The sequence below is a fragment of the Pseudomonas sp. Irchel s3a12 genome (assembly GCF_900187485.1).
GTDB classification, from domain to species: Bacteria; Pseudomonadota; Gammaproteobacteria; order Pseudomonadales; family Pseudomonadaceae; genus Aquipseudomonas; species Aquipseudomonas neuropathica.
Window position 1 is genome coordinate 460,726 of the sequence record NZ_FYDN01000002.1, and the last position, 22,255, is coordinate 482,980.

Sequence of the window (22,255 nt, forward strand, 5' to 3'; positions counted from 1 at the left end):
GGTCGCGCGCAGGGTTCCCTTTTATTGCTATCTCGCTCAGACGTGCACGGCGATCTTGAGCGCTTCGAGCGATGGCGCAGCGGCGATACCGACTTCGGCGCACAACTCCAGCACCCGTGACACATCGTTACCGTAGACCAGTACCACCTGCAGTTCGTCGTCGAGCAACTGGCTGAAGTCCATCAGCGTGTAACCGCCGTTTTCCTTGTTCATGCTGCTCATTTGCACCTGGATGCGGTTGAGTGCAGTCAGGGCTTCGGTCTTGGCCAGTTGCTTGGGTTTGAGGTTGAAATCCACACCAGGGCCGAACGAGGCGACGATCTGTGCAAACAGGTCAACGTAGGTGTCGGCCTGGAACAGCACGGTTTCCGGCAGGCTGCCGACCACGACCCACTCGCCCAACGCAATCGGGAATGTGTCGTCGTAGTTGATGTCCGGGTTGGCTGCCAGAAAGGCATCGGCATCGGCGTAGGCTTGCGCGGCTTCGTCAGCCACTTTCACGATCTCGTCCTCGCCCATGCAGCCAGAGCTGATTTTGCTGATGAGTTCGACGAGTGCGGCTTTCATGAGGGCTGATCCTGTGGCGAAGGTGAATTTCGAGGGCGCGGAGGATAGCGCACAAAGCAAAAGATCGCAGCCTTCGGCAGCTCCTACGTTCAGCGCTCATCCACGGAATGGCAGGCCAACGCGTTCAATGTAGGAGCTGCCGCAAGCTGCGATCTTTTGAGGCCCGTCAGGCCAGCAGTTTTTCCAGCTGCGCGGTGGTATCAACCGCCCCCATCGTGCGCGCCGCATCCAGCGCTGTCACGCCATTGGCGTCCTTGGCTTGCGCATTGGCACCCTTGCTGATCAGGTAATCAACGATTTCAACGCGGTTGAACATCGCCGCCATCATCAGCGCCGTACGCCCATCAAACGACGAGCCTTCGATCTCTGCGCCCGCTTCGACCAGCGCCTTGACCACCGGCAGATCGCCTTTGAATGCGGCGCCGGCAATCGGGCTCTGGCCGTTGCCATTGCGCATTTCCGGGTCGGCCTTGTGTTTAAGCAACACCTGCACCGCATCCAGATGGCCGTAATAGCTGGCCAACATCAACAACGTGTCACCCTTGCTGTTCTTCAGGTTGACTGGCAAACCGGCCGTGACCAGGCGATCAAGCATCTCGGCATCACCGTCGCGCGCCTTGTTGAAAACCTGCTCGGTGAATTCGGCAGCTTCTTCAGGGGTCATCTGGCGGCTTTGGTCGGACATGGGGCAACTCCACTTTCGGTCAATCGGAAAGCCGACAGTTTCCCGAGCGAGACGGTGGCTGTCACCCCCTTTTTCTCAAGTCGAGCCATAGCCAGATTCAATAACGATGCTTGCCCTGATGAATTTCCGCCAACACTTCATCGGTGACCCGAACGTAAGTCTGCGTGCCGGGCAGCCATGCGAAGATCGGGTCATCCCCCGTCTGGCCGGGATCGAAGCCCTCGTTCTTGAGTCGGGTTTTCTGGTATTTGAAGGTGCCAGTGGTTTCCATCTTGACCTTCACTCGCAGGAACAACGGCACGGCATAAGCTGGCATGCGCTCCCGGGCAAAAGTCAGCAACTCGGCGAAATCCAGCGTCGCAAGGGATTCCGCCGGGGTGATCGCCGCCATACCGGCGCGGCCGTTGGTATTGCAGATCTCCACGCCATAAGCCACCGCCTCGGAAATATGCGGGTGTTGCAGCAGAAGATTTTCGACTTCGGTGGTCGAGACGTTTTCGCCCTTCCAGCGATAGGTGTCGCCGAGGCGATCGACAAATTGAGCGTGGCCGAAGCCGATGTTGCGTAGCAGGTCGCCGGTGTTGAAAAAACGATCGCCTTTGCTAAACACGTCGTGCAACACGACCTTGGCGGTTTTCTGTGGATCGGTGTAGCCGTCCAATGGAGCTTTTTCATCGATCCGTGCCAGCAAAAGCCCCTGCTCGCCTTTGCCGACCTTGCGCATGAATCCGTCAGGACTGCGGATCGGCTCGCCGCTGTCATGATCGTAGGCGACCAATTCCCAAGCCATCAGGGAGAAACCGATGGTGTTGTCGAAGTTGAGAATGTTGGTGAATCCGATGTTGCCGTCGCTCGCCGCGTACAGCTCACAGATGTGCTCGACGGCAAAACGTGTCTTGAACTCGGCCCAAGCGCCGGGGCGCAAGCCGTTGCCGATCATCTTGCGCACATCGTGACGGCTGTCATCGGCGCTGGCCGGTTGATCGACCAGGTAACGGCACAGCTCGCCGACGTAACCAATGGTGGTTGCACGGTAGCGGCGCACGTCGCTCCAGAACTGACTGGCGCTGAACTTGCGACGGATCGCGAAGCCCGAGGCACCGTTTACCGCCGAACCCCAGCACACGCAAAGACCGGTGGCGTGGTACAGCGGCAAAGTGCAATAGACGACATCGTCTGGACTCATGTTAAGGGCGATCATGCCGAAACTGGCGGAGCTGCGCATCCAGCGCCCATGCTTGAACACCCCGGCCTTGGGCAGGCCGGTGGTGCCGGAGGTATAAATGTAGAAACACGGATCGTCGAAGAAGATCTGCTGGCTGCTCGGCGGATTCTCGCTGGAGGCGTCGGCACTGGCGCTGATCAGGTTGACGTACCCGTCGGGCGCAATGCCCGGATGGCTGTAGGTGTCCTGATCGGCGACAAACCAGGTGCGCGGTGCAGTGATCGCTACTTGATCGCGAATCGCCGCATACGCCGCAAGCAGTTCTTCGCCCACAATAATCGCCACCGGCGCCACCAGATTCACACTGTGGACAAGTGTGTCACGCGTCTGCGAGGTGTTGAGCAGCGCGCTGACCGCGCCGACCTTGGCCAGCGCCAGAATGGTCACCAGCAGTTCCGGGCGGTTTTCGATAAACACCGCGACCACGTCGCCCTTGCCGATGCCCTGCCCGTTCAGATAGTGAGCGATGCGGTTGGCCCACTGGTTGACCTGCGCATAGGTCAGCCGCACATCGCCGTGCAATAACGCCGGCCCCTCGGGATTGCGCAGTGTCGCTTGCTCGAATGTCCAGCCAAGGCCACAGCTTTGGGTCGGATCCGTGACGTTGGCCACCTTCATGCCCTTGACCACCCGCGGGATGGCTTTGGCAATCATCGGCAGTTTGCGGAGCATCATGCCCCAGGTAATCGTGTCGCTTGGCGCGTGACTCATGACAACTCCCCGTTCGACCTTGACGTGCAGGTCGATGTTTTTATTTTTCGGGCTTTGACTTGAAGCAACCGGCGCATTCGAGCACAGGTCGAGGTCGAAAATACGTCAGCGCTTCTCGGGCTGTACACGCGGTTTTTGCAATGTTTTGTATCCGCTGCTCTTTAGCGAGCGCAGCGGATCTGCGGATCTGCGATTGGTTCAATCGAATCGATATCGATCCCGCAAAATGCAGGATGCACGATGGCCATTCATGCACTTTGCACGACAACCTGAATTTTCATTATTTTTAAGTCTTTGATTTATAACGATTATTTTATTTTCAAATGCTGGCACAATCGCTGCAACCTCCTCTGCATGCTTGCCATTCAAGTGCATACGGAGCTGAAAGACATGAGCCTGATCCAAGAAAAATTTACCTCCCTGTTCTCCAACTTCGACGTCACCACTACGCCACGTCCCGATGGCGGGATCCTGCTGACCCTGCGCAGCAGCGACGGCAAAGTGTTCAAACGCGCACTGACTTATCAACAACTGCATGCCGGCGACCAACTGTCGTGGGCGATCAGTGCAATTCGTCGTGACCTGGCAGAACAAGCCAGTGAGTTGCCGCAAATTGCCATGCTGCAGAGCCAGCAGCGTTTTGCTCTGCCGACATATCACTCGCTGTAATTTTTAAAGCGCATTAAACAAAACAGGCCGTGGAGCTTTCGCTTCACGGCCTGTTTTTTGTGGCTTATGCAAAACCTGTGGGAGCGAGCCTGCTCGCGAATAGGGTGTGTCAGCCACTGAAAATGCTGGCTGAACGCACGCTTTCGCGAGCAGGCTCGCTCCCACACTAGATCGGTGAGGTCAGAAGGCTTCGGGTTCTATTCCGGTGAACGTGTCGACGGTGATGTGGCTGCCCAACTCCCCGCCTTCGCGGGCTAGGCCGCAGGTTTGCATGCCTGCCGACTGAGCGGCGTCGAGTTCTTCAACAATGTCCGAGAGAAACAGGATCTCCCCCGGTTCAACGCCGATGGCTTTCTGAATATTGGTGTAGGACTGCGCCTCACGCTTGGGCCCTGAAGTCGTGTCGAAATAACCACTGAACAACGGCGTCAGATCCCCCGCCTCCGAGCAGCCGAAAATCAGTTTCTGCGCCTGAATCGAACCCGACGAGTACACAAATAGTTGATAACCGGCAGCATGCCAGCGCTGCAGCGCTTCAACGGCATCCGGGTAAACATGCCCCTTCAATTGCCCGGCGTGATAACCCTGCGCCCAGACCATGCCTTGCAAGGCCTTGAGCGGCGTGGCTTTGCGATCTTCCTCGATCCAGCTCAAGAGAATTTCAACAACCCGTTCAACATCGGCCTGCGGCGCATTGCTGTCACGGCGCACGGCCTCCAGTTGCTCGGCCACATCGGGGCGCTCGGCGTTCTGGCGGACAAATTCCGGCAGGTGTTTAGCGGCATACGGAAACAGCACGTCGAAGACGAAACTCACCGCGCTGGTAGTGCCTTCGATGTCCGTAACAATGGCTTTGATCGACATCGAATCAGTCCTCCAGACGCGGGAAGCGGCCGGCGATGTCTTCGCCGGTGAAATTGGCAACCCAGCCTTCAGGGTTGTTGAACAGACGGATCGCGACAAAGTGCGGATGCTCGCCCATGTCGAACCAGTGCTTGGTGCCGGCCGGCACCGAGATCAAATCGTTCTTTTCGCAGAGTACGGCGTAGACGTAATCATCGATGTGCAAGGTAAACAACCCACGGCCGGCGACGAAAAATCTGACTTCGTCTTCGCCATGGCGATGCTCTTCGAGAAACTTGGCGCGCAGCTCGGCTTTTTGCGGGTGATCGCTGTTCAGGCTGATGACGTCGACAGTGATGTAACCGCGCTCGGTCATCAGCTTATCGATCTGCTCTTTATAAGCACTGATCACCTCTTCCTGGGTGGCGCCGGGCTGGATTTTCGCGGCGGCTTGCCAGCGGTCGAAGCGCACGCCCTGCTCGGCCAGGGTCGAGGCGATGTCTTCAAAGTGGGTCAGCACCTTGTTCGGAATCTCAGGGCTTGAGACGTGATAGACGGACAGGCTGCTCATTGGGGCAATTCCTCGGTATCGGCCTTGCCGTCCGGTTCTTGCAGACCGGTCGGGCACAGCATTTCATCAGGCAAATGGGCTACTTCTGGTGAAGTCAGCCTTGGCGGTTCATGACGCTGCGGGTTTTCAACTCGCATTCAAACAGAAATTCAAAGGCCTCGATCTGCCGCAGCGCGTCGTTCATCTGCGCGCCCCAGGTGTAGAGGCCGTGGCCGCGAATCAGGTAACCGACACAATCAGGATGGGCGTCGAGCCAAGGCTGCACCTTGGCGGCGAGGCGCGCAATGTCCTGATCGTTGTCGAAAATCGGCACGCGCACCCGCGATTCGTGGGTCGAGATGCCACTGAAGGCTTTTTGCAGCTCGTAGTCTTCGAACTCGATAAAGTCTTGCGGAGTCAGGCGCGACAGCACCGTGGCATTGACCGAATGGGTGTGCAGCACTGCGCCGATCTCCGGCCGCCAGCTATACAGCTGGGTGTGCAGCAGGGTTTCGGCGGACGGCTTTTTGCCCGGTTCCAGGCTATTGCCGGAAAGGTCGGTGGCGAGCACATCGTCCACACTCAACTGGCCCTTGTGCTTGCCCGACACGGTCAGCAGCGCTTCGCTTGGCGAGAGGCGCGTCGAATAGTTGCTGCTGGTGGCCGGCGACCAGCCGCGACCATAAAGAAAGCGCCCGGCATCGACGATTTGCTGGGCGAGTTGTTCACGCGTAAGGCTCATGGCCTGTCCTCTTGCATACGTGTGGCAATGATAACGGCAGCAGCGAGCGCCGCGAGACTGGCAATACTAAAGGTCAATGTCGCGCCGAGGGCATTCCAGCTGTAGCCGGAATACAACGCGCCCATGGCGCCGCCGGTGCCGGCCAGTGCGGCGTACAGCGCCTGGCCCTGCCCTTGCTGGCGCGCGCCGAAGCTACGTTGCACGAAAGCGATGGCAGCGGCGTGAAAACTGCCGAAGGTCGCCGCGTGAAGCACCTGCGCAAACAACAGCACCCACAAGAACTCGGCGAACGAACCTAGCAGCAACCAGCGCAGCGCCGCCAGCAGAAAACTTGCCATCAGCACCCGGCGCAGGGAAAACCGCGCAAGAATCCGGCTCATCGCCATGAACATCAGCACTTCGGCAACGACACCCACGGCCCAGAGCATGCCGATGGTGCCGCGGGTGTAGCCGAGGCGTTCAAGGTGCAAGGTCAGAAAGGTGTAATACGGGCCGTGGCTCAATTGCATCAGCGCCACGCAGCCATAGAACGCCAGCACGCCGGGGTTGCGCAGTTGCTTGAGAAAGCCCTCCCCGCTCGGCCGATTGCCTTGCGGCGGTTGCGCGTTCGGCACCCACAAGCTGCTGAGGACGATGCCAGCCATGATCAGCACCAGCGCCGCCGGGTAGATATCGAGGCTGAGCCATTCGAACAATCGGCCAAGCGCGACCACGGTGATGATGAAACCGATCGAGCCCCATAAGCGGATTTGGCTGTAGCGCGAGGTCTGCCCCTGCAAATGCGCCAGGGTGATGACTTCGAACTGCGGCAGCACCGCGTGCCAGAAGAACGCGTGCAGCGCCATGACCATCGCCAGCCAGGCGTAGGTTTTGCTGACGAAAATCAACGAAAAAGTCAGCAGCGTACACACCGCGCCGAAGCGCACGATGGCCAGGCGTTTGCCGGTGTAATCGCCGAGCCAGCCCCAGATGTTCGGCGCCACACAGCGCATCAGCATCGGGATTGCGACCAGCTCACCGATCCGCGCGGGACTGAAGCCGAGGTGGTCGAAGTACAGCGCCAGAAACGGCGCTGTCGACCCGAGCAAGGCGAAATAGAACAGATAGAAACTGGACAGCCGCCAGTAAGGGAGCGCCGTCACGGTTATGCCGCGACGGCTTCAGAGCCCGCCATCAAAGCTGGCTCAGCACCGGGGTGCTCACGCGCACATCGGCGTTCTGGCCACGGTGACGCAGCAAGTGATCCATCAGCACGATGGCCATCATCGCTTCGGCAATCGGCGTGGCGCGGATGCCGACGCACGGGTCGTGACGGCCCTTGGTGATCACGTCCACAGGGTTGCCGTGGATATCGATCGAACGGCCCGGGGTGGTGATGCTCGACGTCGGCTTCAAGGCCAGATGCGCAACGATCGGCTGACCGGACGAAATACCACCGAGGATGCCGCCTGCGTTGTTGCTGAGGAAACCTTCCGGGGTCATTTCATCGCGGTGCTCGGTGCCGCGCTGGGCAACCGAGGCAAAACCGGCGCCGATTTCCACGCCTTTCACCGCGTTGATGCTCATCAGTGCGTGGGCCAGTTCAGCATCGAGGCGATCGAAGATCGGCTCGCCCAGACCCGGCATCACGCCTTCGGCAACGACAGTGATCTTCGCCCCAACCGAGTCTTGATCGCGACGCAATTGATCCATGTAGGCCTCAAGCTCCGGCACTTTGTCCGGGTCCGGGCAGAAGAAAGCGTTCTCTTCCACCGAATCCCAGGTCTTGAACGGGATTTCGATCGGGCCGAGCTGGCTCATGTAGCCACGAATGACGATGCCTTGGGTGGCCAGGTATTTCTTCGCGATCGCACCGGCCGCCACGCGCATCGCGGTTTCGCGCGCCGAGCTGCGACCACCGCCACGGTAGTCGCGCTCGCCGTATTTGTGGTGGTAGGTGTAGTCGGCGTGGGCTGGGCGGAACAGATCCTTGATCGCCGAGTAGTCCTTGGACTTCTGGTCGGTGTTGCGGATCAGCAGGCCGATCGAGCAACCGGTGGTGCGGCCTTCGAATACGCCAGAGAGGATTTCGACTTCGTCGGCTTCTTGACGCTGGGTGGTGTGGCGGCTGGTGCCTGGCTTGCGGCGATCGAGGTCGCGCTGCAGGTCTTCGAGGGAGATCTCCAGGCCCGGCGGGCAGCCGTCGACAATGGCGACCAACGCCGGACCATGGCTCTCGCCAGCGGTGGTGACAGTGAACAACTTGCCGTAGGTATTGCCGGACATGCAGGACGCTCCGTGAAATCAAACCCAAATTCGTGATGCGCGCCAGTATACGCAGGCTAACCGAGTAGTTCATCCTCGAACCTTAGTGGTGCTGGCGAGTCCAACCGGCACCTTGGCGAATGATGGCGTGATGATGCTGCGAGTTTTGATCTTGAGTCTTACCCTCTTTACGGGCTTTGCCCAAGCGACGGTCCTACAACGCCCGGTCACTTTGGATACCGGCACCGGCGAACTTTTCGGTTCGCTGCTGCTGCCAAAATCTGACAACCCTGTGCCGGTTGTCCTGATTATTTCTGGCTCCGGTCCTACGGATCGCGACGGAAACAACCCCGACGGCGGGCGCAACGACAGCCTCAAGCGCCTGGCGTGGGTGCTGGCCAAACACAATATCGCCAGTGTGCGTTACGACAAGCGCGGTGTTGCGACGAGCCTGGCGGCGACGCCGGATGAGCGCAATTTATCGGTGGAGGCCTATGCGGCGGACGCAGTGGCGTGGGGGCAGAAACTCAAGGCCGACCCGCGTTTCGGCAAATTGATCCTGCTCGGCCACAGTGAAGGCGCGCTGATTGCCAGCCTCGCCGCGCCGAAAGTGGACGCCGCTGCGGTGATTTCCCTGTCCGGCAGCGCGCGCCCGGTCGATCAGGTGATCCGCGAGCAATTGGCTCGCAGCCTCCCACCTCCGTTGATGCTACGCAGCAATGAATTGCTCGACAGCCTCAAGGCCGGCCAGACTGACGACAATGTGCCGCAACCGCTGCAGGTGATTTTCCGCCCGAGCGTGCAGCCGTATCTGATTTCGCTGTTCCGTCAGGATCCCGCGAAAGCCTTCGCGCAATTGAAGATGCCGGCGCTGATCGTCCAGGGCAGCAACGACATGCAGGTCGGCGTTGGCGATGCGCGGGCGCTGAAAGCCGCCAAACCCGACGCCGAACTGGCGGTGATCGACGGCATGAACCACGTCATGCGCATCGTCCACAACGATATGAAGCGGCAATTGGCTTCGTACAAGGATCCGAATTTGCCACTGGCGGCGGAACTTGGCGCGAAGATCATCGAGTTTATTGACGGACTTCGCACCCGTTAAGCGCGGTTTACCCTCTAGTCCTGCAAAAAACGGCCGATAAGCCTTTGTCGCCAGCGCAACGGCTGGCGACAAGCAGGGCTTGGACAGGATCTCGCCGTTATGACTGATACCCCGACTTCACCCGACACCACCGCTGAAAAAGACGCACCGCCAGCGGTCGAGCTGCCGTGGGCGGATGTCCACGTCGAGCACCACAAGATGCTCCGCCTGGCCCCATTGCAGACCGACCGCAACACTGGCGGCCGCCCCTTGCGCTTCGTCGAATTCGGCTATGCCGAGCGCAACAGCAAAGAAAAAAGCCTGATGCGCATGACGATCAAGCTGCCCGGCCAGCGTGTGCGCAAAGAGCAGAATCAGCTGGACGTGTGGGTCGATCACACGACCAAACGTGTGCACTTCGGCCCCGACAGTGGCTTGCAGATCGAACCAATGAACCGTGGCATCGGCCGTTACATGGCCGCGCAAGGCATCAATTGGGCGAAAAAGCGCTGGCCGACCTACACCGTTGACGGCATGGACTTGAACAACAAGGACGCGCTGAACGAAGACACCCGTCTGCGTCGCGATCATTTCCTGCGGGTGCATGGTTTTGATGTGGTGTACGCCGATGCCCAGCACTTGAAGGGCAGCGTCAAGGATGTATTGGTCGGCGATTTGCTCGGCGACTGGAACAGCGAAAAGCTGCAGATCGTCGAGATTCTTGAAGCGGCACAGATGCTGCAGCAGGCCGAACAGAATCTGGCTGAGCAGGAAGTGAAGCTGAAGAAACAGGAAGAGAAGGTCAGCAAGTTCAAGCGTGAAGACGCCGGGCTGCGTTTCACCATTACCTGTCTGGTGGCGTTTGCGGTGTTTCAGGCGGGGCTGTTGATCTGGATTGCTACGCACCGGTAGATCAAAAGATCGCAGCCTTCGGCAGCTCCTACATTGGAATGCGGTAATCCCTGTAGGAGCTGCCGAAGGCTGCGATCTTTTGCTTTTAACGGGTCAGACGCGGGCAGCGAACAGCGCCTGATGATCGCGACACTGCTCCGCCGTCAACATGAACACGCCATGCCCGCCACGCTCGAATTCGAGCCAGGCGAAATCGACTTCCGGGTACAACGCGTCAACGTGTACCTGGCTGTTGCCCACCTCGACAATCAACAACCCCTTCTCGGTCAGATGATCGGCCGCTTCAGCGAGCATGCGTCGCACCAGGTTCAAGCCATCGTCGCCACACGCCAGGCCCAGCTCCGGTTCATGCTGATATTCGTCCGGCATGTCGGCGAAATCTTCCGCATCCACGTAAGGCGGGTTCGACACGATCAGGTCGAAACGCTGGCCCGGCAAGCCATCAAACCCATCGCCCTGCACGGTATAGACGCGCTCATCGACGCCATGGCGCTCGATGTTCTGGTTGGCCACTTCCAGCGCTTCGAACGACAGATCGGCCAGCACCACTTCGGCGTTCTGAAACTCGTAGGCACAGGCGATACCGATGCAACCGGAACCGGTGCACAGGTCGAGAATCCGCGCAGGCTCGCTGCCGATCCACGGGGCGAAACGGTTTTCGATCAGTTCGCCAATCGGCGAGCGCGGGATCAACACACGCTCATCGACGATGAACGACATGCCGCAGAACCATGCCTCACCCAACAGGTAAGCGGTCGGAATGCGCTCTTCGATACGGCGCTTGAGCAAACGCTGCAAATTGACCAGCTCGTCGTCTTCCAGCGCGCAATCGAGGTAGCTGTCGGCGATTTCCCAAGGCAGGTGCAAAGCTCCCAGCACAAGCTGCCGCGCTTCGTCCCAGGCATTGTCGGTGCCATGGCCGAAAAACAGATCCTCCCCATGGAAGCGGCTGACGGCCCAACGAATATGGTCGCGCAGGGTACGAAGTCGGGAAGTGATCACGGGGCAGAACTCCAGAAAAAACGACTGGCGATTCTAGCAGCCAAAACGCGCGACGACGACGCAGGAAAAACATCGCACCGACGGTAGGAGTTTTCTGTTTTTTGCATCGGCTATTGAACAGAACGTGTAACTTGACAAGGCTGCAGGCCAATAACGACGGTGCCTACGATGGTAGCGATTCACAGAACCGCTCAGCCAGAGGACAATGTCGCAAAAGCCCCACCCCAAGGAGCCCCAGAATGTCCGTTCCAAAAACGATGTTTCAACTCAGCGGTCGCGGTTACGCAGCGGCCACACTGAGCCATGCCACCGTGGTCATCATCGATGCCCAGAAAGAATATCTCAGTGGCCCGCTGGCCCTGAGCGGCATGGACGCGGCCGTCGCAAACATCAAGCAAGTGGTTGCCGCAGCCCGTGCAGCCGGTCGGCCGATCGTGCACGTGCGTCACCTCGGCACCGTCGGCGGCCTGTTCGACCCGCAGGGCGAACGCGGCGAATTCATCCCTGGCCTCGAGCCACAGGGCGATGAAACCATTATCGGCAAACTGCTGCCGAGCGCGTTCCACGGCACCGAGTTGCTGGACCGTTTGCAAAACCTTGGCTCACTGGACCTGATCGTCTGCGGTTTCATGAGCCACTCCAGTGTCAGCACCACCGTACGTGCGGCGAAGAATCTGGGTTTCCGCTGCACTCTGGTCGAAGACGCCTGCGCCACCCGCGACCTGCCATTCAAGGGCCGAGTGCTCAGCGCCGCCGTGGTGCAGGAAGCCGAAATGGCGATCATGGCGGACAATTTCGCCACGCTCGCGTTGACTCAAGACCTGATCTGATCGGCTCTGATGGGCGGCTCGTGGCGCCGCTCATCTGCAAAATCCTCTCATTTGCCGCAAATGCCATAGCCTCAGGAACAACCCGGTCAACTCCCGGTCGAAGGGCCGATACCCATTGAGGAAGGTCGGAATGAAGTTATCCGATGGATTTGACGCACGCCGCTTGCGGCCCAAAGGCCAAAGCAACTGGCGTTTTCGATTCGGCGCGGCGATTGCCGCCATTCTGGCGACGTTCGGTGTGCTGCTGGCGATGGCCGGGGCCGCCAGCCTGCTCGGGCGCCCGCCAGCGCTCGGTGATTTGAATGCCACGCCGATGGGTTCGGCGATCATTCTGGCAGTCGGCTTGCTGTTTCTGTATTTCGGTGTCGCCCTGTGGCGTCGTTGCCGGCGTCGCGCCCGGCAATCGCGGGAACTGAACATGTCCCCGCACCTGATGAAAAAACACGACTGAATCACCGGCCTGGCTTTTTGCCGGGCCGTTTTGTTTCGACTTGGGTAAACTGGCCGCCCTTCGCGGAGGCTGACATGCAAGACGACGATTTTTCCCTGTTCAAAAGTGCGATCCAAGGCGTCAAGCCGATCAAGCACGACCGCGCCGACACCGGCAAACCCAAGGCTGACCGCGCACAGATCGCCAAGCTGCGCCAGTCCGCCACCGTGCGCACCGACACTGCTACCGTGGATGGTCTGTCCGACCAGTTCGTGATCGACGTCGGCCCGGAAGACGAGTTGATGTGGTCCCGTGACGGCGTGCAGGAAAGTCAGATGCGCAAGCTCAAGGTCGGCCAGATCCCGTTCGAAGGCAGCCTCGACCTGCACGGCATGAGCGTGGAAAAGGCCCGCGAAACCCTCTGGGCCTTTCTTGCCGAAGCGACTAAATTCGAAATCCGCTGCGTACGCGTCACCCACGGCAAGGCTGTGCGCCTGGACGGCAAGCGGCCGATGATCAAAAGCCACGTCAACACCTGGTTGCGCCAGCATGCCCAAGTGCTGGGTTTCTGCTCGTGTCAGGCGAAACACGGCGGTGCCGGCGCGGTTTACGTGATGCTCAAACGCACCATGATGGAAGGCCGCGACGAATAATCGCGTTACACCGAACTTGCAGGGTTGTGTCCGCCACCGTACCCTTGCCCTTTGCGAAAATCCCCACAGGTAGTTTCATGTCCCTGGAACAGAATTACACCGCGATTCTCGGCCAATTGGGCGAGGACGTGTCCCGCGAGGGCCTGCTCGACACGCCAAAACGTGCCGCCAAAGCCATGCAGTACCTCTGCCGCGGTTATGAACAGACGCTCGAAGAGGTCACCAACGGTGCCCTGTTCAGCTCCGACAACAGCGAAATGGTGCTGGTCAAGGACATCGAGTTGTACTCGTTGTGCGAACACCACCTGCTGCCGTTCATCGGCAAGGCGCATGTTGCGTACATCCCGAGCGGCAAAGTGCTGGGCCTGTCTAAGGTCGCGCGGATCGTCGACATGTACGCCCGTCGCCTGCAGATCCAGGAAAACCTCAGCCGTCAGATCGCCGATGCAGTGATGCAAGTCACCGGCGCGCTGGGCGTAGCCGTGGTGATTGAGGCCAAGCACATGTGCATGATGATGCGCGGTGTCGAGAAGCAGAATTCGTCGATGATCACTTCGGTGATGCTCGGTGAGTTCCGCGAAAACGCAGCGACCCGCAGCGAATTCCTCAGCCTCATCAAGTAATTCGTTGCGCGAAGAAAACCGGCATTCATCGCCGGTTTTTTTTCGTCCGTGAAAAATCGGGTAAGCTGCGCGCCTTTCTCAATTTGCACCGTGAGGCTTTAAACGTGTTCGTCAAAGCGCTTCGTGTCGGCCTCGGCCAACTGGTTATCTTCATCGACTTCATCACCCGCCCGGGCAAGAAACAGCGTCCTGCCGAAACTCAGGCCCAGGTCAACGCCGCCGCGCAAGGCCTGACCCTGTATCAGTTCCATGCCTGCCCGTTCTGCGTGAAAACCCGCCGCACACTGCGTCGCCTGAATGTACCGGTGGCGCTGAAGGATGCGAAGAACAACGAGCAGGATCGTCAGACGCTGCTGGATCAGGGTGGCCGGATCAAGGTGCCTTGCCTGCGCATTGAAGAGAATGGCCAGACAACCTGGATGTATGAGTCCAAGGTGATTATTGATTATCTGGATAAGCGGTTTGCCGCTGTCTGATGATTATGTTGTGGGTTGATTGACGCCTTCGCGAGCATGCTCGCTCCCATCCTTTGGAATGCATTTCCACTGTGGGAGTGAGCCTGCTCGCGAAGGGACCCTCTCAGCCACCGCAAATCCCAGACAAAAATAAACCGGCCCTCGAGCCGGTTTATTGTTTTCAGGCCGCTTTCTCTAGCAGCGCCTGGCGCACCACCGCCGCCAATCGCTTGAGCCCTTCATCCAGTCGCGCCGGATCAATGTGGCTGAAATTCAAGCGCAAATGCCCATGATGGTTATCCGGATCCGGAAAGAACGGCTCCCCCGGCATAAACGCCACGTCATTGGCCAACGCCTCATTGAGCAACGTTCGCGTATCCAGCGGCTGCTTCAACGTCAGCCAGAAAAACAGCCCGCCCTGCGGCATGTTCCAGTCGGCGAGATCAGAAAAGTGCGTTTCCAGCGCCGTTTGGAAGGCATCGCGCCGTTGCCGATAGAAGCCGCGCAACTCACTCAGATGCTGCAGATACTTGTCGCTGCCGATCCATTGCAGGGCCTGCCACTGACCGATGCGGTTGGTATGCAGATCTGCCGATTGCTTGAGTTTGAGCAGATGCGGGAACAGGTCCGGGCTGGCGATCAAGTAACCGACGCGTAAACCGGGCAACAAGGTTTTCGACACGGTGCCGGTGTAGATCCAGCTCGCCTTCTGCAGACGCCCGGCAATCGGCTTGGCGCTGCCGCCATCGAAAGTCAGCTCGCGGTAGGGTTCGTCCTCGATCAGGGTGACGCCGAATTCGTCGAGCAATGCCGCTACGGCTGCACGCTTGGCTTCGCTGTAACGCACGGCGGACGGATTCTGGAACGTCGGGATCAGGTAAATGAACGCTGGCCGGTGCTGTTCGAGACGACTGCGCAATTGCGCCAGATTCGGGCCGTCGGCTTCTTGCGGCACGGTCAGGCAATCGGCGCCGAATAGCTGGAAAATCTGCAATGCGGCGAGATAGGTCGGCGCTTCAAGCAGAATTTCCGTGCCCTTGTCGATGTACAGCTTGGCCGCCAGATCGAGGGTTTGCTGCGAGCCGCTGACCACCAGTACCTGACTTGCGGTGCACTCCAGGCCCAGCGCCCTCGCCTCCGCTGCCAAGGCTTCGCGCAATGCCGGTTCGCCTTCGCTCATGCCGTATTGGCCGAGTGACAGCGGCATGTCAGCCCACTCGACCTTCGGCAGCATCGCTTCGGCCGGCAATCCGCCGGCGAACGACATGACTTCCGGGCGCTGGGCGGCGGCAAGGATTTCACGGATCAAAGAGCTTTTAAGGCGCGCGACACGTTCGGAAAAGGCCATGGAAGTCACCGGTAGCGAGGCATGGGAATAATGAGTCAAACTGATTGACTGAAATTACGACAGCTTGAGCGAGTACGTCAATATGCTTGACCTTAAAAACCCCGCGAGCCAACAACAGGCGATGGAAGCGTTTTTCTTCGGCTATCAGGCCTTCACTGCCAAGGCTGATGAAATGCTCGAGCGCCGTGGGCTGTCGCGGGTACATCAGCGAATTGTGTTTTTCATCGCTCGATACCCGAATTTGAGCGTGAAGGAATTGCTGGGATTGCTTGGCGTGAGCAAGCAGGCCTTGAACATGCCGTTGCGACAGTTACAGGAAATGCATCTGGTCGACAGCGTGGCGTCCGAGGCCGACAAGCGAAAGCGTCTGCTGGAGTTGACGGCCGAAGGCGCGAAGTTTGAACAGGCGCTGCGGCGTGAGCAGGTGAAATTGCTGGAGCGAGTGTTTGCCGAGGCTGGCGAGGCGGCGGTGAATGGCTGGCTGGCGGTGAATATGGCGCTGGGGAAAAGTCAGACGGCTCTCGACTGAATGGGACTGCCTCTTCGCGGGCAAGCTCGCACACAGGGGCACGCATTTCAAACGTGGGAGCGAGCCTGCTCGCGAAGGGGCCAGTGCAGGCGATATATCGCTATCGACGGAACTTTCGTAAACAAAACCAAAAACAATATTTGCTTTATTTGTACACAAAAGCATAATCCACAGCGTGCGAGTTCCTGACCGCATGGTCAACAAATTCGCGTATGCCTCAAAGGGCCGCTGCCACCCCTCATGGGTCCGGCCCTGGAAATAACAATAAAACTCTTGAGGAGTACTCGCTGTGGAAAGCCGCAAATCCGAAGCATCGACGCTGGACCTCTCGCCGCCATTACGCAGTGGCTTGCTGGAACGTCTGTTTAAACTCAGCTTGCACGGCACCACGGTGAAGACCGAGCTGATTGCCGGTCTGACAACCTTCATCACCATGGCTTACATCATCTTCGTCAACCCGAACATCATGGCCGATGCCGGGATCGATCACGGTGCAGCCTTCGTCGCCACCTGTATCGCCGCCGCGCTGGGCTGCCTGTTGATGGGCCTGTACGCCAACTGGCCAGTGGGTCTGGCGCCGGGCATGGGCCTCAACGCATTCTTCACTTACACCGTGGTCGGCACCATGGGCTACAACTGGGAAACTGCACTGGGTGCGGTGTTCGTCTCCGGTGTGCTGTTCATGATCCTGACTTTCTCGCGAATTCGCGAGTGGCTGCTGAACAGCATTCCAGTCAGCCTGCGCTTTGCGATGGGTGCCGGTGTCGGTCTGTTCCTTGGCCTGATCGGCTTGAAAACCGCGGGTATCGTCGTCGATAGCCCGGCCACACTGATCAAACTCGGCTCCCTGCGCGAACCTGGCCCACTGCTCGCGGCCATCTGCTTTCTGATGATCGCGATCCTCAGCTACCACCGAGTCTTCGGCGCAATCCTCATCAGCATCATCACCGTGACCCTGGCCGGTTGGGGCCTGGGCATCGTGCACTACGAAGGGATCATGTCGACCCCGCCAAGCCTGGCTCCGACCTTCATGGCCATGAACGTCGCCGGCGTGTTTAACGTCAGCATGATCAGCGTGGTGCTCGCCTTCCTCTTTGTGCACATGTTCGACACCGCCGGCACGCTGATGGGCGTCGCCCAGCGCGCCAATCTGGTGAATGCTGACGGCCGTATCGAAAACCTCTCCCGCGCGATGAAAGCCGACAGTGCATCCAGCGTGTTCGGTGCCGTGGTCGGTGTCCCGCCAGTCACCAGTTACGTAGAAAGTGCCGCTGGTGTGGCCGCTGGTGGTCGGACTGGTCTTACCGCAGTCACCGTAGGTGTGCTATTTATAGCGGCGATGTTCTTCGCACCGCTGGCCGGCATGATTCCCGCTTACGCCACCGCCGGTGCACTGATCTATGTGGCGATGCTGATGATGGGCGGCATGGCCCACATCGAATGGGACGAAGCCACTGACGCGATCCCGGCCATCGTCACCGCGATCATGATGCCACTGACCTTTTCGGTCGCCGACGGCATCGCGCTGGGCTTCATCACCTACGTGGCGTTGAAGGCTGGTACCGGCAAGTACAAGGAAATTTCCGTGAGCCTGTGGGTGCTCTGCGCGATTTTCATCGCCAAGTTCATCTTCTTGTAAGCGTCACGCGGTTCAAGCTTCAACACAGCCTCACCCAATCGGGTGGGGCTTTTGCACATTCTTGAGTACAACAAAAAAAGAGGAAAGTGATGAGTCTGGAAACCTGGCTGCTGTTCAGCGGCGCTGCATTGGTGGTGATTCTGATTCCGGGGCCACTGTCGTTGTTGATGATCAGCAACAGTCTGAATTATGGGTTGCGCCGTTCTTATCCGGCATTTCTCGGTGGCGTATTCGCCTCTATCTGCCTGCTCAGTGCTTCGGCGTTGGGGCTGGGTGCCTTGTTGCTGGCATCGGAGCAACTGTTCAGTGCCCTGAAAATCGTCGGCGGACTCTATCTGTTCTATCTGGCCTGGCAGAGCTGGCAGCAATCGCGCCAGCCATCGGTCGGCGCCGTCGTGCCACAAGCTGCCGCCGTTCCACGGTTTCGCGCGTTGTTCGGGCGCGCCTTTGTACTGGGCGCCAGCAACCCGAAAGACATCCTGTTCTTCGCCGCTTTCCTGCCGCAATTCCTCAGCGCCGAACAGCCCTTCCTGCCGCAGTTGCTGGTGATGATCGCCACCTGGACTCTGCTGGATCTGCTGTGCAAACTGGCCTACGGACTCGGAGCCCACGGCGCAGCGCGTTACTTGCGCAGTGGCAAAGGACAGAGCTGGTTCAACCGGATCAGTGCCGGCTTGTTCGGAGGCGCCGGCGCGGCATCGTTGCTCAGCAGTCACTGAGACATTTGGATCACAAACTTTTTATTTATCTATAGCCATCCCTGACTTGAAAAACTCAAGTCAGGGATGGCATTCGCAGCGACCGCTCGTGTTGCTCGCGACATCTCCCCGCCGCAACAACTGCATCCCTCAAGCGCAATACACAGCAACAACCCGTTGATGTACATCGTTCAAAAGGCGACCGTACTATCACGACTCAAATAAATAAAAACCCGCCAGAACAAGGAAGTTCACATGGCCACCCTGATACGTAAAGCGTCATTGGAAACTGCAGAGATCACCGACGCCGTCGTCATCGCCGACATGCGTTTCGAGCGCAATGAACATCATGTTTCGACCATTGATTTCAAACCCGAAACTGATGAAACAACCAGCATCAAAGTAAAAAGCAAAGTCGATCAATTGAAAATAGTCGACTCCGTATTCGGCCCGCTGCAAATCGGCAATATTTCAATAACACGAGTGTCACTTTATGCCTTGGGCGCCACGTTTGACGGCCAACCACTGAGTGGCAAAAGCACCTTTTTCCGGGTACCCAAGCGATCTTTCATCAACGCGTTGCAGTTCAGTGCTGTCGACATTGAACACCATATGAAATCGTCAACAGGCAAGGACAGTTATTTGTTGACGACACTGCTTTTCGAAATGGCCAGCGAACGCCCACTGACGGCCCCTCACCTGATAAGAGAAAGTTCGCAAGTTTCTACAGACGAAGGTAACTACCGTAGCAAATTGGTAAAACTACTGGATTCCGCACAGAAACTGGATCTGTATCACGCAAACCTGCCCAAACATAATCCTCGCTGGGTGTCCCTGGCGAAAAGTTACGCCGCGCTCGGTTCGAGTGTCGGCATCCAAGCTTTCGGCATATTCATGGGTTTACGCGGTGTGGTGGATGCTATCAAAGCAAACAACACCACCGAAGTCGCCATCAACAGCTTGGGTATTGGTACGGAAGTGGGTTCCATTGTTGTTGACATCGCCGTCAGCAAAATTGCGTCGAATATGCTCTCGGCCGGGCAAGGCGCCCTTATGGATTTTGCCAAAACCCGGTTTGCCCTGAGGCTGGGTCGCTCCGGCGGTTTGATCGGCGGCGCACTGACATTGCCGTTCGATATCTTCACCGCTGTCAGATCGATCAATGCCGCTGAAAATGCCGTCGGAAAAGAAGCCATGGACCATTACGTGAGCGCTGGATTGAGTATTACCAGCGCCGCCATGACGATCATCCTCGGTGCGGCAGCGTTGGCAGGCTTTTCATTTGCAGGCCCGGTCGGGCTTGCAGCTGGAGCAATCCTGGCCATCGGATCGCAAATTTATGGCGCGGTACGCGTGGTCGACGACATTGATGACTACATCGAACTGACGCTGGACGAGCGCTGGCGCACAGGCTGGTTTTCGTTCTGCATGATGGACCCTGACCAGGCCGTGCAAAACCGCTATCTGCTGGCAAAAACCAGGCTCCAACACGCGAAACAATTGAAAGAAACAGCCAGAAAACTGTTGGATGGGCAACTAAAGGACACAACCGAAGCCATCGTTAATGGCAAGTTTGAAGTCCACCTCAAACCCTCCCGAGTGCGCAAGCGTAACTGGTGGACCAAACAGGACCGTTGGGAAACGATCCAGGTTCCCGAGATCAAGGGAGGCGATGACATCATTGACGCCCGCAACGGGGTTTCCAAGGATACGCCAGGTGCAGAGTTGGGTACGGTTGGCGAAAACAAGGGCATTCTCTGGTTCATCAGCGAGGGCCAGGACTCAATCAAGGGCGTTGAAAATAAACCCAACAGCTTTCACTACCGATCGGGAAAAAAACAGCTGACCGGGGGTGAGAAAGACGACCGCTTCGTGTTCGAGGGTGCAGGGGATCTGCTTGTACAGGATGCCCAGATTTCTGAGTATTCAACACTGAAAGGCGGCGCAGGCAACGACACGCTTGTTCTGGCTGGAAGCAATTACACACGCCGCACCGATAGAAAAGGCTATGACGTCGATCTGCTGGCCCAAACCCTGCAGGTAATCGCAACCGATCCGTCTGTAGAAGAGGGTGAAAAATATACTCTCCACAGCCTTCTGGAAAGTATCGAGAATGTTGAAACGGTCAGCGGGGCCATCAGTGTTGTGACCGGTTCGGATAAACGCAACATCATTAATTCGCGCGGCCAGGACACCATCAATGCGGGGCCCGGAAATGATCAAATCCATCTGACGTATCCCGGAGCAACAGCCTCGGGTGAGGCTGGCATTGACGAATACATCATTGACCACAAACCAGGCCGTATTGCCATCATCGAAGACGGCACAGAAGAAAGTATTGTTTTGCTCAACTGGAAATACGAACTGATCGAAAGCTGGGCAATCGAGAATGGCGCGCTGATCATCAGTTCCCGGTTCGCATTTGCGGACGACCCGAAAAGTGTCGTGATCATTCAAGGCCTGTATAAGAAAGACGCGAACAACTTCGTATTGCAGAATAATAAATTCACGTTCATGACCGGCGACGGCTACTCGTTAAAACTGCCTGACGCCCCCGACCTGCCCGACAGCATCGAAAATGGCCACAACCTCGAAATCGAAGTAGTCGTTGTAAAAAAAGGAACACCCGAAAGCCCCCTTATCCTCCACGCTCCCGAGTGCCTGATCGATCATCAGCGTGATGCGAGTTACTACCTGCCAAGGTCCAGGAAAAACACAACAATCCGGTTGGTGAAACGTGCCGAAGCGGTGGTTCGTCTGCATCTTGATTACGACATCAGCGAACTGACACAGGTTGAAGCGCACTTCACCTCGGGAGAGAAGAAGTCAAATGGAGAACTTTTTGCGGAATGCGACCTGATTTATCACTTCGGCCACAACACACTGAAATTTGGCTTGTTCGCCTATGCGGAAGGTGGACTTGCCCCCAGAAACATGATCAGGATCTTGCGAACCATGGCCGCACGTCCCAACTACCGGGTCGTGCTCATTTTTAAAGGTGGCGTCACGGTCAATTTGCAACTGACACCGGAAACCGATGTTTGCCCCCTTGAAAGCCATAATCCGAATGATTTTGATACTTGGACGACGCAGCTCTCACTACCACTGCCACGGCGCACAGATCAGACTCCTTTTGAGTTACCTGAAACCAAACCCTTCAAATTCGACAGGGCGGGATGCGGTTCGCTTTTTTCCTATCCCGAGCAAACCTCGATCCAGAATCTTGAAGGTACTGGTTCCACCTACCTGATTCACCTGGTTGCCGATATAGCGATCAGATTGTCTACCCCGGGAGCACTCGCAAACGCCCCTGCCAGACTGCCTTACTCTTCCACCTGGGACCTCGACGCGACGAAACTCGGCAAGGTCGAGATCAGGCTGGAAAATAACCAGCTGCACATCGGCACCTGCATTATTCATTTGCCGGAGTACGAAAGCGAAGACCTGATCGATCAGGTCCGAGTCATTACCGAGAAAGGGGTTGTCCATACCGTCGATCTCTCTTTCGACAGGGTTTACCTGGATGGTCTGGATGCCCGCTTCTTTGAAGACCCCGGCTCGGCAAAAGACTTGCCCGAGGCTTTTGCAGCAATGGCCAATCAAGAGATCAAAGTGAGAAACATCGTGCTCGCCGACAACCGTCCCGAGGCGCTGAGTTACAACTTTCCCGCACACGGCTGGATCCTGCGCAGAGACAAATCTCGCGTTGAATACTCAGCACTGCAAGTGGTCAATCGGTGCAGCCATCAAGAACTCCCCCTCTTTGCACAGCCGCCGTTGATGACTGCTCCCTCTGCTTGACGCGCACACCCCCGT

22 protein-coding genes are annotated in these 22,255 nt (G+C 57.9%); 12 read left to right on the forward strand and 10 right to left on the reverse strand.

Annotation, left to right across the window (positions count from 1 at the left end):
* Nucleotides 1-36: 36 nt before the first annotated feature.
* From CKW14_RS05535 to CKW14_RS05545, 3 genes are all read right to left on the reverse strand, one after another.
* Nucleotides 37-567, reverse strand: a complete 531-nt coding sequence (locus tag CKW14_RS05535; RefSeq protein ID WP_095050930.1) for a hypothetical protein — start codon at nucleotides 565-567, stop codon at nucleotides 37-39.
* 166 nt (nucleotides 568-733) lie between these two features.
* Nucleotides 734-1,252, reverse strand: a complete 519-nt coding sequence (locus tag CKW14_RS05540; protein ID WP_095050929.1) for an ankyrin repeat domain-containing protein — start codon at nucleotides 1,250-1,252, stop codon at nucleotides 734-736.
* Nucleotides 1,253-1,349: 97 nt separating this feature from the next.
* On the reverse strand, nucleotides 1,350-3,188 hold the full coding sequence (locus CKW14_RS05545; RefSeq protein WP_095050928.1) for a long-chain-acyl-CoA synthetase: 1,839 nt from the start codon (nucleotides 3,186-3,188) through the stop codon (nucleotides 1,350-1,352).
* 390 nt (nucleotides 3,189-3,578) lie between these two features.
* Here CKW14_RS05545 and CKW14_RS05550 point away from each other — a divergent pair, with 390 nt between their 5' ends.
* The gene (locus tag CKW14_RS05550) at nucleotides 3,579-3,857 is read left to right on the forward strand and encodes a DUF3509 domain-containing protein (protein WP_095124927.1); all 279 of its coding nucleotides are present in this window, start codon (nucleotides 3,579-3,581) and stop codon (nucleotides 3,855-3,857) included.
* Between the two features lie 180 nt (nucleotides 3,858-4,037).
* Here CKW14_RS05550 and mtnC read toward each other — a convergent pair whose 3' ends face one another.
* The 5 genes from mtnC to aroC all read right to left on the reverse strand — a co-directional run bounded on the left by mtnC (nucleotide 4,038) and on the right by aroC (nucleotide 8,257).
* Nucleotides 4,038-4,721, reverse strand: coding sequence for an acireductone synthase (mtnC, locus tag CKW14_RS05555; protein ID WP_095124928.1), 684 nt, complete (start codon nucleotides 4,719-4,721; stop codon nucleotides 4,038-4,040).
* A 4-nt stretch (nucleotides 4,722-4,725) separates the two neighbouring features.
* Nucleotides 4,726-5,271: an acireductone dioxygenase gene (locus tag CKW14_RS05560; protein WP_039763876.1), complete on the reverse strand. Its 546-nt coding sequence runs from the start codon at nucleotides 5,269-5,271 to the stop codon at nucleotides 4,726-4,728.
* Nucleotides 5,272-5,365: 94 nt separating this feature from the next.
* Nucleotides 5,366-5,992 (reverse strand): methylthioribulose 1-phosphate dehydratase, encoded by a 627-nt coding sequence (locus CKW14_RS05565; RefSeq protein WP_095050925.1) that lies wholly within the window; start codon nucleotides 5,990-5,992, stop codon nucleotides 5,366-5,368.
* Nucleotides 5,989-7,134 carry an MFS transporter gene (locus CKW14_RS05570; RefSeq protein ID WP_095050924.1) on the reverse strand — a complete coding sequence of 382 codons (1,146 nt, stop codon included), beginning with the start codon at nucleotides 7,132-7,134 and terminating at the stop codon, nucleotides 5,989-5,991. Before CKW14_RS05570 ends, CKW14_RS05565 begins: the two co-directional genes overlap by 4 nt.
* A 31-nt stretch (nucleotides 7,135-7,165) precedes the next feature.
* Entirely contained in the window at nucleotides 7,166-8,257 is a 1,092-nt protein-coding gene (gene aroC, locus CKW14_RS05575; RefSeq protein ID WP_095050923.1) for a chorismate synthase, read from the reverse strand.
* Nucleotides 8,258-8,387: 130 nt separating this feature from the next.
* On the opposite strand from aroC, the gene CKW14_RS05580 reads away from it, so the two are divergent.
* Complete coding sequence (locus CKW14_RS05580) at nucleotides 8,388-9,341, forward strand: alpha/beta hydrolase (protein WP_095124993.1); 954 nt, start codon at nucleotides 8,388-8,390, stop codon at nucleotides 9,339-9,341.
* A gap of 99 nt (nucleotides 9,342-9,440) precedes the next feature.
* Nucleotides 9,441-10,232 (forward strand): hypothetical protein, encoded by a 792-nt coding sequence (locus CKW14_RS05585; RefSeq protein ID WP_093441710.1) that lies wholly within the window; start codon nucleotides 9,441-9,443, stop codon nucleotides 10,230-10,232.
* A 93-nt stretch (nucleotides 10,233-10,325) separates the two neighbouring features.
* Here CKW14_RS05585 and prmB read toward each other — a convergent pair whose 3' ends face one another.
* Nucleotides 10,326-11,234, reverse strand: a complete 909-nt coding sequence (gene prmB / locus CKW14_RS05590) for a 50S ribosomal protein L3 N(5)-glutamine methyltransferase (RefSeq protein ID WP_095050922.1) — start codon at nucleotides 11,232-11,234, stop codon at nucleotides 10,326-10,328.
* A gap of 239 nt (nucleotides 11,235-11,473) precedes the next feature.
* On the opposite strand from prmB, the gene CKW14_RS05595 reads away from it, so the two are divergent.
* The 5 genes from CKW14_RS05595 (at nucleotide 11,474) to CKW14_RS05615 (ending at nucleotide 14,246) form a co-directional block, all read left to right on the forward strand.
* Entirely contained in the window at nucleotides 11,474-12,064 is a 591-nt protein-coding gene (locus CKW14_RS05595; RefSeq protein WP_007914026.1) for a cysteine hydrolase family protein, read from the forward strand.
* Between the two features lie 130 nt (nucleotides 12,065-12,194).
* Nucleotides 12,195-12,515 carry a hypothetical protein gene (locus tag CKW14_RS05600; RefSeq protein WP_007914024.1) on the forward strand — a complete coding sequence of 107 codons (321 nt, stop codon included), beginning with the start codon at nucleotides 12,195-12,197 and terminating at the stop codon, nucleotides 12,513-12,515.
* Nucleotides 12,516-12,589: 74 nt separating this feature from the next.
* Nucleotides 12,590-13,147 carry a Smr/MutS family protein gene (locus CKW14_RS05605; RefSeq protein WP_038366959.1) on the forward strand — a complete coding sequence of 186 codons (558 nt, stop codon included), beginning with the start codon at nucleotides 12,590-12,592 and terminating at the stop codon, nucleotides 13,145-13,147.
* A gap of 77 nt (nucleotides 13,148-13,224) precedes the next feature.
* On the forward strand, nucleotides 13,225-13,770 hold the full coding sequence (gene folE / locus CKW14_RS05610) for a GTP cyclohydrolase I FolE (RefSeq protein ID WP_003442011.1): 546 nt from the start codon (nucleotides 13,225-13,227) through the stop codon (nucleotides 13,768-13,770).
* A gap of 104 nt (nucleotides 13,771-13,874) precedes the next feature.
* Nucleotides 13,875-14,246, forward strand: coding sequence for a glutathione S-transferase N-terminal domain-containing protein (locus CKW14_RS05615; protein ID WP_093441696.1), 372 nt, complete (start codon nucleotides 13,875-13,877; stop codon nucleotides 14,244-14,246).
* A 160-nt stretch (nucleotides 14,247-14,406) separates the two neighbouring features.
* Here the strand turns inward: CKW14_RS05615 and CKW14_RS05620 are convergent, their stop codons facing one another.
* The gene (locus CKW14_RS05620) at nucleotides 14,407-15,573 is read right to left on the reverse strand and encodes a PLP-dependent aminotransferase family protein (RefSeq protein WP_095050920.1); all 1,167 of its coding nucleotides are present in this window, start codon (nucleotides 15,571-15,573) and stop codon (nucleotides 14,407-14,409) included.
* An 82-nt stretch (nucleotides 15,574-15,655) separates the two neighbouring features.
* Between CKW14_RS05620 and CKW14_RS05625 the strand changes: the two genes are divergently transcribed.
* The 4 genes from CKW14_RS05625 to CKW14_RS30140 all read left to right on the forward strand — a co-directional run bounded on the left by CKW14_RS05625 (nucleotide 15,656) and on the right by CKW14_RS30140 (nucleotide 22,240).
* The gene (locus CKW14_RS05625) at nucleotides 15,656-16,102 is read left to right on the forward strand and encodes a MarR family winged helix-turn-helix transcriptional regulator (RefSeq protein ID WP_093441687.1); all 447 of its coding nucleotides are present in this window, start codon (nucleotides 15,656-15,658) and stop codon (nucleotides 16,100-16,102) included.
* Between the two features lie 289 nt (nucleotides 16,103-16,391).
* Nucleotides 16,392-17,741: an NCS2 family permease gene (locus CKW14_RS05630; RefSeq protein ID WP_007914003.1), complete on the forward strand. Its 1,350-nt coding sequence runs from the start codon at nucleotides 16,392-16,394 to the stop codon at nucleotides 17,739-17,741.
* Nucleotides 17,742-17,830: 89 nt separating this feature from the next.
* Nucleotides 17,831-18,460 (forward strand): LysE family translocator, encoded by a 630-nt coding sequence (locus tag CKW14_RS05635; protein WP_038366975.1) that lies wholly within the window; start codon nucleotides 17,831-17,833, stop codon nucleotides 18,458-18,460.
* Nucleotides 18,461-18,694: 234 nt separating this feature from the next.
* Nucleotides 18,695-22,240: a calcium-binding protein gene (locus CKW14_RS30140; RefSeq protein ID WP_256587183.1), complete on the forward strand. Its 3,546-nt coding sequence runs from the start codon at nucleotides 18,695-18,697 to the stop codon at nucleotides 22,238-22,240.
* The last annotated feature ends 15 nt before the right edge of the window (nucleotides 22,241-22,255 follow it).

What these genes read in the sequence shown, in the direction of transcription:
- CKW14_RS05620 (WP_095050920.1), bottom strand. Translation starts at nt 15,573, where the DNA reads ATGGCCTTTTCCGAACGTGTCGCGCGCCTTAAAAGCTCTTTGATCCGT.
- CKW14_RS05585 (WP_093441710.1), top strand. Translation starts at nt 9,441, where the DNA reads ATGACTGATACCCCGACTTCACCCGACACCACCGCTGAAAAAGACGCA.
- folE (WP_003442011.1), top strand. Translation starts at nt 13,225, where the DNA reads ATGTCCCTGGAACAGAATTACACCGCGATTCTCGGCCAATTGGGCGAG.
- CKW14_RS05580 (WP_095124993.1), top strand. Translation starts at nt 8,388, where the DNA reads ATGATGCTGCGAGTTTTGATCTTGAGTCTTACCCTCTTTACGGGCTTT.
- aroC (WP_095050923.1), bottom strand. Translation starts at nt 8,257, where the DNA reads ATGTCCGGCAATACCTACGGCAAGTTGTTCACTGTCACCACCGCTGGC.
- CKW14_RS05535 (WP_095050930.1), bottom strand. Translation starts at nt 567, where the DNA reads ATGAAAGCCGCACTCGTCGAACTCATCAGCAAAATCAGCTCTGGCTGC.
- CKW14_RS05595 (WP_007914026.1), top strand. Translation starts at nt 11,474, where the DNA reads ATGTCCGTTCCAAAAACGATGTTTCAACTCAGCGGTCGCGGTTACGCA.
- mtnC (WP_095124928.1), bottom strand. Translation starts at nt 4,721, where the DNA reads ATGTCGATCAAAGCCATTGTTACGGACATCGAAGGCACTACCAGCGCG.
- CKW14_RS30140 (WP_256587183.1), top strand. Translation starts at nt 18,695, where the DNA reads ATGGCCACCCTGATACGTAAAGCGTCATTGGAAACTGCAGAGATCACC.
- CKW14_RS05540 (WP_095050929.1), bottom strand. Translation starts at nt 1,252, where the DNA reads ATGTCCGACCAAAGCCGCCAGATGACCCCTGAAGAAGCTGCCGAATTC.
- CKW14_RS05605 (WP_038366959.1), top strand. Translation starts at nt 12,590, where the DNA reads ATGCAAGACGACGATTTTTCCCTGTTCAAAAGTGCGATCCAAGGCGTC.
- CKW14_RS05600 (WP_007914024.1), top strand. Translation starts at nt 12,195, where the DNA reads ATGAAGTTATCCGATGGATTTGACGCACGCCGCTTGCGGCCCAAAGGC.
- CKW14_RS05565 (WP_095050925.1), bottom strand. Translation starts at nt 5,992, where the DNA reads ATGAGCCTTACGCGTGAACAACTCGCCCAGCAAATCGTCGATGCCGGG.
- CKW14_RS05625 (WP_093441687.1), top strand. Translation starts at nt 15,656, where the DNA reads ATGCTTGACCTTAAAAACCCCGCGAGCCAACAACAGGCGATGGAAGCG.
- CKW14_RS05550 (WP_095124927.1), top strand. Translation starts at nt 3,579, where the DNA reads ATGAGCCTGATCCAAGAAAAATTTACCTCCCTGTTCTCCAACTTCGAC.
- CKW14_RS05635 (WP_038366975.1), top strand. Translation starts at nt 17,831, where the DNA reads ATGAGTCTGGAAACCTGGCTGCTGTTCAGCGGCGCTGCATTGGTGGTG.
- CKW14_RS05545 (WP_095050928.1), bottom strand. Translation starts at nt 3,188, where the DNA reads ATGAGTCACGCGCCAAGCGACACGATTACCTGGGGCATGATGCTCCGC.
- CKW14_RS05560 (WP_039763876.1), bottom strand. Translation starts at nt 5,271, where the DNA reads ATGAGCAGCCTGTCCGTCTATCACGTCTCAAGCCCTGAGATTCCGAAC.